Raw genomic sequence first — 10,981 nt, 5'->3', positions numbered from 1 at the left:
GATTCACCGCCGAGCACCATGGAAAACCAGAGAAGCGGTGGAACTGGCCACGCTCGAATGGGTGTCATGGTTCAACCACCAACGCTTACTCGAACCCATCGGGTATATTCCACCCGCCGAGGCCGAAGCTAACTACTACCGTCAGCTGGCTTCCGACTTGGTGCAGGCCGCATGATCACTTAAACCAAATAGCCTCCGCGAAAACCGGGGCGATTCAGCCTGCCGTTCAATGCATAGTTCCTTATTACTTACCCCCTAAGTTTGTCGTCAGACGGTCACATAAGCAATGTATGCCGCATGAGCGGCATTGACATATGCCTTATCTTCTGGGTTTTGGCCGCCGTATGCGCATGTCGTGTCTGGGGTGCTGCGAACCGTTGGGGAGGCCGCGATGAGTGAGCGCCCGCTTGATCACCGATTGGTGACGTTCCGTCCGCCGGTATCCCGTCAATTGATTAGCGCCTTGATGGCGCACGGAAGGCAAACCCAGCCCTGAGGAGCAGGGCGCCATTTTCAATCACTTGCGTGGTTGATGCAGCGCGTCATCCCGTGTGTTGCGGAGAAATGGCGTCTCGCCCTCGTGCCAGCGGCACAGGCGTTGCTCAGAGCGCTTCATCCTGCAAGGACGGCGCAACGCATGGTTCAGTCAGTCGATTCCCGTTGGCCGCTATCGGCTGGAAAAAGCTGGTGCAGTTGGTTGCACAGCTGCCGGATGTCGTCGGAAGAACGGATGTTCCGAGGCTCGTTGCCCAGCAGCGGGATGCTCGCGGTCGAAAGCTTGCGCAGTTCTGACTGGGTCAGTGCCAAGAGACCCTGGGCCGACTCCAGCAGATCTTTCAGGAGTTCGTCGTGATGTGGTCTTCGGGAGCTTCGCGTCAGCTCCTCGAGCCCTTGCTCCAAGTCTTCAACCCAGGCCAGCAGTACGCGTTCGGTCGAAAAAGGCATTACTACGCTCGCACCACTCATGCAGCCGCCTGGAATGGTGCGCGCGCTCCCGGCGCGGATGCAACTGGCGGCTGTCGTTCCTTGTCATGCCCATGACGCTGTGGGTCAGCTTTTGGCGAAAATGCCCCGGTCGAGCACCTCGGCCTGCACGTGCCCGGCCACCGCGTCCTCGTCCACCGCCTCACCGCTCAGCTCCTCCTGGGGCGATACCGAGCCATAGATATGGGCACGCCACGCAACGCGACCGGGCAACCGGTCAACTTCGCAAAGCACTTGAAGTTCGTGGTGTGTCTCGTCTACGACACAGAAGTTCATGTTCATGCGTGAGCGCCCCTGACGCTCGCGAAACGGTCTTGCGTTGGGTGGTGGGAAAGTCCAGCGAGCGGGCCCCATCGAAGGGTTATTGTTCTGCGGGGCGCTATGCTTCAGTCCATGGCAATCAAGGAACGTGCCATGCCCGAACCAGACATGATCCACGCCATTCCGCGGCGCACCATGCATGCAGTGGCCATGCGGGCCCAGTAGGCTAGGGCGCCATCGGCCCGGTGCCGTGAGCCAAGGATGTCGTCATGCGAGTTCCCGCAAGCTGGGTGTCATGGGGCCTGACGCTGGCCTGTCTATGTGCGACTGTGCCCTGGCGTGTCGCCCACGCCAACGAACTGCAGCAGGCCACCTACGATGGCACGCTGGGGCCGCAACGTATCGGCTTGATCCTCAACGTGGCGGGCCAGCAGGTTGCTCCCAGTCGTTACTACTACTTCCGCCACCTCACCGACATTCCACTCACCGGTGAGTGGCGCAACAACACGTTTATCCTGCACGAACAGGGCGCCACCATGACCCTGCATTTCGTGGGCAACGGCAGCGAGGACGGCAAAGCGCTGGATTTCGACAACAGCGTGGGCCTCGAAGGAAGCTGGAGCAACGGAAAGATCACGTTACCGGTAAAGCTCCAGGGTGGCGGCTTGTTCACCGCCAGCCCTGTTGGCCATTGGTATCAATCCATCACCGACGAAACGGATGATGTGTTTGAAGCACGCACGGAGGGCTTCTGCGCAGCGGTAGCGAAAGGCGACAGTGCGCTCGCGGCGCGCTACGTGCATTTTCCCCTGCGCGTGAATCATGGCCCGGACAAACATGTGCAGATCCGCGATGCCAAGCAGTTGGCCGCGCAATGGAAGCAGATATTCACGCCTGCCTACGTGGCGCGCTTCGCTGATGCCTCGCCCCATAGCATGGCCATCGTACAAGGCAATGCCATGCTGGGCAGCGGCCTTGCGTTTTTCAGCGACAAGGGTCTGGAAGTCCTCAACGTACCTTAGTGCGAGGACGCCGTCGCGCCTTCAGGCGAGGTGATGGCCCATGCTCAGGCAAGGATGCCGTGCTCGCGCGCGTAAGCGTAGACATCCAGGTCGTTCTTCAACCCCAACTTGTTCATGGCGTCCATCTTCTGGCGGCTGATGGTCTTGACGCTGCGGTTGAGCTGTCCCGCGATTTCAGTGACCGTGAACCCTGACGCGAACAGACGCAGCACCTCGGTTTCACGTTTGGAGAGTGCAGGGTGGTCATCCGCATGTCCGCCCGGGCCGCCTTCGTCGATCAAGTGACTAATGCTGCTGCTGAGGAACGGCCGTCCATGCGACACGGCCTGCACCGCCAGCGTGAGTTCCGAAAGCGCATCTGTCTTGCTTATCAGGCCGCGTACGCCGGCAGCCAGAATGGCCTTGAGCACGCCGCCGTTGTTCACCATGGTCAATACCACGATGGGTAGGTCGGGCCGGCGCCGGCGGATCATGCCAAGCATCTGCAGACCGTCGGCCGATTGGCCCCCGGGCATGCTGAAGTCGGAGATCAATAAGTCACAGGGCTGCTTTTCCACCGCGTCGATCAACTCGGCCGGCGAACCGACCTCGGCAACGACGTGAGCATTGCTGCTGTTCTCCAGCAGCGCGCGCACGCCGCTGCGGAAGATGGGGTGGTCCTCAGCGAGAATGATGCGAAGGCCCACAGTTTTCCGTCCCGAATGTTCGTATAGCCGACATAGGGTAGCTGTTCGACTTGCAATGACTTGTAGGGAGGAGCTTACAAGTCATTTGTAGTCTTCACACAGCGCTCATGAAACCTGTCACAGCAAACATCATGGGAACCTGCTTGGCAGCCAGCAGCCGGATGGCTGGCAGGTGGCAACATGGCTATTTAAATCCCTTAGCCATGCTTTCGTCATTGCGAAATTTTACTTAGATGCGACATAAGCCCCGGGGCCATTGATCTGGTTCACGGGGTTTCCACAATTTTTCGGCTCTAATCGGTCTCGGGTGGCGTCCGCATTCGGCGGCGTATGTGTCGGTGTTGCGTGAGGGCAGATGGAGTGATTCCCCGCCCTGCGACCCGAGAACGTGTTCTGTGACTCCCTCTCTCGTGCTGGCGCACTTCGCGCAAGGCATGAGTGCGTGCTTGCGGTCTCAGGCTGCCCTTGGCGTTCGAACAGGAGTGTTCTTATGCGTCCACGGCTTTGCCAAGCGACACCGACGTCTTACCGCCTACGCCTTCTTTGCTCGTTGCTCGCCGGTTCCTGCGTGGCATCGTTTGCGCCCACCGCCTTCGCTCAAGCCAGCGCGTCGTCCGATGACCTGAAGGCGCAGGTCGCGCAAATGCGCCAACAGATGGAAGCCCAGCAACAGGTGATGCAGAAGATGCAGCAACGCCTGGCCGAGCTGGAAGCGAAGGAATCCGCACAGGAGAAGGTGTCGCAGGCGGCCCCTGCGGCGCCCGTTGCACCCGTCACGCCAGCCCCGTCGCAGGCGCCTGCCGCGCGACTGGTGGCGTCCGCGTCTGTACCCGAGCCGTCCAAGCCACCGCCGTACCGGCCACCCTCGGCACCCGCCGGTGTCTCTGAGCCCTTGCCGGAGGGCTACGTCCGGCTGGGCGATACGGGCAACCTGCTGAAGCTCGATCTGGTGGCACAGCTCGACACGATGATCGACAACACCTACATGGGCTCGTCCGACTTGTTCGTGCCTTCGTCCATCCCCGTGCGTGGACAACCCTTTTACGGCAGCGGATGGCGCACCAATCTCAGTGCGAGGCAAAGCATCTTCCGCATGGATTTCCGCCGCGATACCGACTACGGCACGCTCAAGGTCGTCTACAAGAACAACTTCTTTGGCGGCGGCACCGGCGACATGCCGTACAACATGCAGTTCTTCTACGGCGAGCTGGATAACACGTATTACACACTGCTCGCCGGCTACAACATCTCCGCGTTCACTGATATCGACGTGTTTCCTAACACGCTCGACTACGAAGGCCCTAATTCCTTCACGTTCAAGTACGGGCCGCAGATTCGCTTCTCGCCGGTGCTCTACCGCTCGGGTGACAGCAAGCTCACCTTGCCGCTATCGATGGAAAAGCCGAACGCGGACATCACCAAAGTCGGCAACTACTCGCCGTATTCGCGCCTGGCCGACTTCACCCTGGGCCTGCGCTGGGAAACGCCGGACTGGCACATCCAGTGGGCCAATCTGTTTCGCGACCTGGGCATGCAGGATTCGACCAACGGCCATACCCAGCGCACCACCGCCTTTGCCACACAGTTGACGGGCAGCACCAAGGTTTTCGATTTGGATAGTGCGCAAGGTTGGTTCAGTAACGGCCATGGCTACGCCAATTTCCTGCAGGACATCTCCGGCCTTGGGCTGGATGCGGCGTTCACCAGCAACGGCACGTTGCGTGCCATTCGCGCACGCGGCTGGGGCGTGGGCTACACACACGGCTGGACGGAAACCCTCAGTTCCAGCGCATCCTACGGTTACCTGCGCATCAGCCCCACGGCTGACATGTTGATCGATCGCGAGCTGCCCAAGAGCACCAAGTTCGCCTCCCTCAATCTCGCTTGGCAATTCAGCCAGCGCGCGATGCTCGGCATCGAATACCTGTGGGGGCAGAACATCTCGCTCGAAGACATGCGCGGGCAAGGACAGCGCGTCCAGACGACGTTGCGCTACGACCTCAACCCATGATGTGCACGCGCGCCGAAGTCCGCGCACGGTTAGCCACCGTCACGCGGGAGACAGCATGGCCGCACAACCCGTAAAAAAGATGGGCCTGCTGGCCGCCTCCTCGCTGGTGGTGGCCAACATGGTGGGCACGGGGCTGTTCCTGCTGCCGTCGAGCATGGCCGGCGTGGGCAGCATTTCCCTGCTCGGCTGGATCGCCGCTGCCATCGGCGCCAGTGCGCTGGGCTTAGTGTTCGCGCACCTGGGCATGGTCGAACCGCAGGCGGGCGGGCCCTATGCGTATGCGCGCGACCACCTAGGGCCGTTCGCCGCCTTCCAGACCAACTTCCTTTACTGGGGCGCCAACGTGATCGGCAACGTGGCCATCGCCGTTTCCGTGACCGGATATCTCGCGGTGTTCTTTCCCGTGCTCAAGAGTCCATGGTTCGCCAATGCGAGCACGGCAGGCATCATCTGGCTGTTTATCTGGCTCAACACGCGCGGCGCCAATGTAGTGGGGCACTTCACCACGATCAGCACGATGGCGGGCATTCTGCCCATTGCATTCGTGGGTCTGCTCGGCTGGTTCTGGTTTCGTGCGGATGTATTTCAGGCCGGCTGGAACCCCGGCGGTCTCTCTACGTTCGATGCCATCGACCGCAGCGCATCCATTGCACTGTGGGCGTTTCTTGGCGTGGAGAGCGCAACCGTGTCGGCTGGCGTTATCGAGAACCCCAAGCGCAACGTACCGCTTGCCACCGTGATCGGCTTGGTAGTGTCCACGGTGATCTACATCGCTTGCTGCACCGTGATGATGGGGCTGTTGCCTAACGACCAACTGCGTGTCTCTGGCGCCCCCTTTGCCGACGCCGCCCGCGTGATGCTGGGCAACTGGGCGGCTATCGTCATTTCGCTGGCGGCCATTCTCAAGGCGGCAGGCGCGCTGGTGGGGTGGATACTCATCGTGGCGCAATCTGCACAGGCCGCCGCGCAAGACGGCATGTTCGCCACCACGTTCGCGGTCACCAACCGATACGGCATGCCAGTGCGCAACCTAGTGATCACTGGCGTGCTTATGTCACTGCTGCTGGTGCTCACCACCTCGCCCGACATCGCCACGCAGTTCGCCACCATCACCAATGCCACCGTCGTGCTGATGGCGTTGCCGTACATCTATTCCGTGGTGGCGATGTGGCGGCTCAACCGGACACTTGGGCTTACGTCTGCCCGTCGGAATTTCCTGGTGGTCGTCGGTTTGCTGGCCTGCGCGTACTGCGTAGGTGTGGTGCTGGGGCAGTCCGCCGAACTCAACCGCAAGGCGCTGGTGGTGTTGCTGGTGTCCACGCCGCTGTTTGCGCTGGTGAAGATGCAGGCCGTGCTGAAGCCTCGCATTCGCCAGCCCCGGGTTCGTCACGACGCCTGATTTCGGTCAGCATATTAGCGCCAGAAAATGCTGCTTCGCAGCAATTTCTGCGGGCAGGGCGATATTGCGAGTCGATGGATCTCGCGATTCGCGGCGCAGGTCCTTGATCCCGGTTAGGACAATGCCTATGTCGCGGCGCGGAAGCGTCGTAAATTCATGCGGTTACAGCCATGACCTTTGCCATGCGAGGGCGGCGGCCTGTCCTCAATAAGCTAACGCGTGAGCATTTTCAGCACGTCATGCCGCCGGCCAAGCCCCATTGCCGGCGTTTCCCCCATGGCGCAGCGGATGAAAAGGAGTTCCTCATGGCTGTACTCGTCGGGATCTATTTGATTCAGGGCGACGCCTTTGACGTCGTGCGCGATGGAAAAACGTCCTGGACCGGGACGTGGACGCTCTTTCGTTCCCCGGGTGTCAACCGCACCCAGTGGGAGTCCCTGACCGGTGGTGAGACATCGACGTCGTTCACGACGCCGGTGCTGGCGGCGCTTGCCGGTGAAGACGACGGCGTGTCCTTCGCACGCATGCTGCAAGGCGATGACGGGCTGGAACCCATGACGTGGGAGGACGTGCCGGCAGTGGTCGCCAACTTCCTCCGACGAGCCTGCGTTGGTGCTAGCAGGTACTGACGAACGGCTCGTAGCCGTGGCGTGTGCGCGAGCGTCACGGCCGACGCAGGTAGCATAGTGTCCGCTCACGGCGGCGTGCCGGGACACAGGAAGGCGATGGGTAGACCATGGCGCGTACCCTGCTAGCGCTGCTGGTGCCGGAGGCCGAGCCGGTCGTCGGCAGCTTTCGCGAGCTGTATGACCCCTCCGCACGCCGCGGGCTTGGCGCGCACATCACGCTCATCTATCCCTTTATCGACAGCGAGCTACTGACGCCCGGTCTACTCGCCCGCGTGCGTGATGTGGCCGCCGAATTGCCTGCGCCCATGTTTCGCCTCGCGGAGGTACGCACGTTTCCGTCCGTGGTGTGGTTGGCCCCCGAACCCTCCAAGCCCCTCGTACACATAGCCACGGCACTGGAACGCGCATTCCCCGACCACCCCAAGGGCGGCGGCGCCTTTCCTGATTTCGTACCTCATCTTTCCGTCGCCCGGAACGTGCAGCAGGAGAAGACTGCCGTAATCAACGAGCTTCAGGCGCGTCTTGCGGATCACGGGCCGATCTATGGTTGGTGCGAATCCCTATCGCTGCTGGTGAGCGAAAACCGGCGCTGGCGAGAATGGGCGAGTTACCCGTTTCTGTACTGATCCCATCACCACTTCAAGGAGAACCCATGGTCAACCCACCCGCGGACGCCGACATCATCCAAGACGCCTACGCAGACCGCTTGAAAGCGCTGTTCGACAACTACGTGGACGTGGCGCCTTCCGACCCGGATGGCGCGAAGGCCAAGTTCGTCGCTGGCGTGACCTTTCTGCGCAACGTGCGTGCGGCGGCCCTGCAGGCGCTGCCCACCGTTATGGCACCCGCAGGTGATATGGCGGTGCGCCCTGACGTCACGGGCAATGTAGCGACGTGAAAGAAAGTGACTTGACCCTGAGTGAACCGCCGCGTGTTCGATGAACGCGAGAGCCGGCGGAAAACCACTCGTGCTCCATCGACGCCATTTCAGAAACGTCTGCTGGTCTAGACCCGCGCCACCTTTCTATCATCGTGTTGATGCCGGCCTTAGGTTGCCCACAACACCAGGCGACCGATGGTCGGCAGTCAATGATTTGGGCCTGGATCATCCCCAGGCGTCCCCGTGCTCGCTACGACCACGGTGCAGCAGGATCCAGCCCAATCGCACGCCCCCTGTCCAATGCAGAGACTCGCGAAGTTGCGAGAGACCGTCATGATCGAGACTCCAACGGCACGCGAATTTTCCGTGGTGCTGCGCACTGACGAGGGAGCCGCCGCTTCCGTGGACAACCCTATGGACGAATTGATCGCGCCACTGGACGAAGACGCTGCCGACAGCATCGCTGCCCCCTGGGGCGGTCTCTACGCCCACGGCGACCTTGTCGAAGTCGCTGACGTGGATGAGGTTGAGTGGCTCGAGCGCGAGTCAGCTGTAGTCACGTTACGTGAACTACACAGCTTTGGTCACCGTGTCAGGCTTTATTTCTATCCCATCGAACTCACATTCTTTGCCGCCGTCTATATGGACGATCTGCTTTGGCGCGCCATGAAGTCCTCGGAGTTCGACTTGGCCGAAAAGGCCTTCGAAGAATTTGTTGCGCAGGTCAATAACCGTGCCCGCGCCGAGGTACGACGGGTTCAACTGGAGGCAAAAAACGCACAACTCCGGCGGCATATCGAAGAATCCGCGACACGCGCAGATCGCTTGCTCGTCAACATGCAGCGTCATGCTGCGCAAAAGCAACGAGCGCTGGATCGTGATAGCGCCTTGCGCAATGACATCAAACAACTCGAAGCCAGCCGGGTGCAATCGCAACTACATGCCAACCGCACGCTTCGGCAAATAGGGCAGCTCTACTCCACGTGCGCCACGCAGCTACCCCGCCCACGGAGCATAAGTTCCATCTATAGGAAACGATAAATCGCGGCGTTGTGCGAGGCGGAAAATGCCTTTGTCGCCATTGGTGGCGAGCCAGCCCTGGGCAGTTGTCGATCAACGCCCAGGTGTGGCGCATCGTCGTGCAAGCCGATGCGCCACGGGGCGGATCAGCGAACGTTGGAATCCACCCTTCGCCCGTGACCGGGCATCCCGGCATGTCGTCAAAGGCCTTGTGCAAGCCCCCGTTGCCAGCCTTGTCGCGCACAGGGCAGGGCGGCGACTGCGCATTGCCTGCGGCACGACGAACGGAGCCGCTTCAACCGTATCCTCGCAGCCGCTGAATGATCGGGATAAGGGTGACAGTGCCGAAGGGGACTAAGGTGGGCGCAAACGTGCGGTTTGATCTGGCACAACCATGATCAACTCATTGAAAGTTGGTGATAGTCATTGGATCGTATGGGCTCCACCCTCTACGGCCCGCTCTACTCACAGCCAATGCCGTGGCCACCCGCATCGCCCCAATAACGATAGTGCGAGTGACAACGCGACCATGGCAAACGTCAACATTCTTGAATGTTGGGCTTTACCTCTATCCCCTATACGGAAAACGAGCGTCAGCATGACGCTGATGCCGCGCAATGCGGTGGCCTTTTCTGTACGTGCGGGCATCCCATTCCCTTCAGTGCAATGTGTCTAATAGCGTGCCGCCCAAACAAAGCGCGCACCCACCGTGCGAACGGACTCGGACCCGGCGAGCACGCGGCCATGACAGACGACCATCTACAGAGTGTTTTTGACGCCTTCGATGCCGCCGCAAAAGCGGCGAGCGAGCAGGGCAACAAATGGCTACTCATCGACTGCGTGCACGAGCACCTCGATGACCTGGGCATCTTCGACTACCACGACGTGCTCGCGCGCATTCTCCACTTGGTGGAGCGCTATCCATTGTTGGATATGGGTGGGCCGGGGCCCTTTGGCACCTTTATCGAAGGCCAGCCGTTCAAGGCCTACACGCCCCAGTTGCTCGCCTCTCTGCAGCGCCAGCCGAGCACCACGGTACTCGGCTGGCTGGATCGCACCATGGGCGATGAAGACTTCCAGAACGGCTACGGCCCTAACCCCGTGTCACGCGAGCACTTCCATGCTGTGCTTGCCTTGATCATCCACGATCCACGCGTGGACACGGGGTGCCGTGACTTTGCCCGGCTTTGCCTCGGCTGATCCCGCCAAGGCCACTGACACCTGCACCGCAGGTAACGACAGCCATCCGATGGCATGCCAGTGAGCGGGCAAAGTCGCGCAGGTCATCCTTACCAACGCATGCCTTCGAACAGATTCCAGCCCGTGTCGCCGCGACGCTCCTTCAGGAAGTAAGCGTAGTTGGCCGTCAGACCAAACAGAAACGCCAGCGCAAAGCCCACACCGCGACTGAGGATGTCGCCCATGCTGCCCGGCAAAAAGGCCGTCACCACACCCACGGCAATCGCGATGCCAAAGCCCGTCAGCGCCTTGCGCCACATGCCGACCACCAGAAAATAGAACGGCCCAAACAACCACGCCAGCCAGTTGAAGTTGATCTTCCTGCGCTGACCGTACGGCAGCGCCTTCAACGCTTCCTTGAAGCCAGGGCTATTCGGCGCGCCATGCTGCTCGAAGAAGGCGAACCGATCCTGCCATTTCTGCGGGTAGGTCGTTGTGCTGGTGGCATCCATAAAAAGTCCTATCGACATGAAGTAAGAGGTTGAGCGGCATCGCCCGCCGCCACGGATTTAAGAATCGTCCGAGTGGCGCAACTATCGGTGGATGACGACGAACGGGCTAGGCGACGCCGCCCATCCGAAGTGTGGTGATCGACGTCCCCCCGCTTTTGAGTAGCGATTCGATTTGGAGTCCAATCCCCCAACCGAAGGAGATTGGACGTGAAGAAGCGTTTTACCGAAGAGCAGATCATCGGCTTCCTGCGAGAGGTTGAAGCCGGCATGCCAGTCAAGGAGCAGTGCCGCAAGCACGGCTTCAGTGAGGCTTCTTATTACCTGTGGCGCAGTAAATTCGGAGGCATGAGCGTGCCCGAAGCAAAGCGACTGAAGGATCTGGAGACAGAGAACGGGCG

General features: G+C 60.7%; 13 protein-coding genes and 1 pseudogene. 10 read left to right on the top strand and 4 right to left on the bottom strand.

Going from position 1 to position 10,981, the window contains the following annotated elements:
* Positions 1-175, top strand: a pseudogene (locus DyAD56_RS23100) (IS3 family transposase); the annotation flags it as partial.
* Between the two features lie 467 nt (positions 176-642).
* On the opposite strand, the gene DyAD56_RS23095 reads toward DyAD56_RS23100, so the two are convergent.
* The gene (locus DyAD56_RS23095; RefSeq protein ID WP_102305186.1) at positions 643-945 is read right to left on the bottom strand and encodes a hypothetical protein; all 303 of its coding nucleotides are present in this window, start codon (positions 943-945) and stop codon (positions 643-645) included.
* Between the two features lie 105 nt (positions 946-1,050).
* Positions 1,051-1,266 (bottom strand): hypothetical protein, encoded by a 216-nt coding sequence (locus DyAD56_RS23090; RefSeq protein WP_102305185.1) that lies wholly within the window; start codon positions 1,264-1,266, stop codon positions 1,051-1,053.
* A gap of 248 nt (positions 1,267-1,514) precedes the next feature.
* Between DyAD56_RS23090 and DyAD56_RS23085 the strand changes: the two genes are divergently transcribed.
* Positions 1,515-2,267 (top strand): hypothetical protein, encoded by a 753-nt coding sequence (locus DyAD56_RS23085; RefSeq protein ID WP_102305184.1) that lies wholly within the window; start codon positions 1,515-1,517, stop codon positions 2,265-2,267.
* Positions 2,268-2,311: 44 nt separating this feature from the next.
* On the opposite strand, the gene DyAD56_RS23080 is transcribed toward DyAD56_RS23085, so the two are convergent.
* Positions 2,312-2,953: a response regulator transcription factor gene (locus DyAD56_RS23080; RefSeq protein ID WP_102305183.1), complete on the bottom strand. Its 642-nt coding sequence runs from the start codon at positions 2,951-2,953 to the stop codon at positions 2,312-2,314.
* A gap of 490 nt (positions 2,954-3,443) precedes the next feature.
* Between DyAD56_RS23080 and DyAD56_RS23075 the strand changes: the two genes are divergently transcribed.
* The 7 genes from DyAD56_RS23075 (at position 3,444) to DyAD56_RS23045 (ending at position 10,092) form a co-directional block, all read left to right on the top strand.
* Positions 3,444-4,964: a DcaP family trimeric outer membrane transporter gene (locus tag DyAD56_RS23075; protein ID WP_102305182.1), complete on the top strand. Its 1,521-nt coding sequence runs from the start codon at positions 3,444-3,446 to the stop codon at positions 4,962-4,964.
* Positions 4,965-5,019: 55 nt separating this feature from the next.
* On the top strand, positions 5,020-6,363 hold the full coding sequence (locus DyAD56_RS23070; RefSeq protein WP_102305181.1) for an amino acid permease: 1,344 nt from the start codon (positions 5,020-5,022) through the stop codon (positions 6,361-6,363).
* Positions 6,364-6,533: 170 nt separating this feature from the next.
* Positions 6,534-6,992, top strand: a complete 459-nt coding sequence (locus DyAD56_RS23065) for a hypothetical protein (RefSeq protein WP_102305180.1) — start codon at positions 6,534-6,536, stop codon at positions 6,990-6,992.
* A gap of 107 nt (positions 6,993-7,099) precedes the next feature.
* Complete coding sequence (locus tag DyAD56_RS23060) at positions 7,100-7,618, top strand: 2'-5' RNA ligase family protein (protein WP_102305179.1); 519 nt, start codon at positions 7,100-7,102, stop codon at positions 7,616-7,618.
* Between the two features lie 26 nt (positions 7,619-7,644).
* Positions 7,645-7,890: a hypothetical protein gene (locus tag DyAD56_RS23055; RefSeq protein ID WP_102305178.1), complete on the top strand. Its 246-nt coding sequence runs from the start codon at positions 7,645-7,647 to the stop codon at positions 7,888-7,890.
* Between the two features lie 315 nt (positions 7,891-8,205).
* A complete protein-coding gene (locus DyAD56_RS23050) occupies positions 8,206-8,913 on the top strand; it encodes a DUF2968 domain-containing protein (RefSeq protein WP_158241432.1) in 708 nt (235 codons plus the stop codon).
* A 723-nt stretch (positions 8,914-9,636) separates the two neighbouring features.
* Entirely contained in the window at positions 9,637-10,092 is a 456-nt protein-coding gene (locus DyAD56_RS23045; RefSeq protein ID WP_102305176.1) for a hypothetical protein, read from the top strand.
* Positions 10,093-10,181: 89 nt separating this feature from the next.
* On the opposite strand, the gene DyAD56_RS23040 is transcribed toward DyAD56_RS23045, so the two are convergent.
* The gene (locus DyAD56_RS23040; RefSeq protein WP_102305175.1) at positions 10,182-10,583 is read right to left on the bottom strand and encodes a DUF2628 domain-containing protein; all 402 of its coding nucleotides are present in this window, start codon (positions 10,581-10,583) and stop codon (positions 10,182-10,184) included.
* A 267-nt stretch (positions 10,584-10,850) separates the two neighbouring features.
* Between DyAD56_RS23040 and DyAD56_RS23030 the strand changes: the two genes are divergently transcribed.
* Positions 10,851-10,981, top strand: a 131-nt coding sequence (locus tag DyAD56_RS23030) for a transposase (protein WP_233202822.1), incomplete at its 3' end; no start/stop codon positions are given.

It is taken from the genome of Dyella sp. AD56 (assembly GCF_002878475.1).
GTDB lineage: Bacteria > Pseudomonadota > Gammaproteobacteria > Xanthomonadales > Rhodanobacteraceae > Dyella.
Note: the sequence above shows the minus strand (reverse complement) of the source record. Positions and strands in the feature narration are given on the sequence as shown.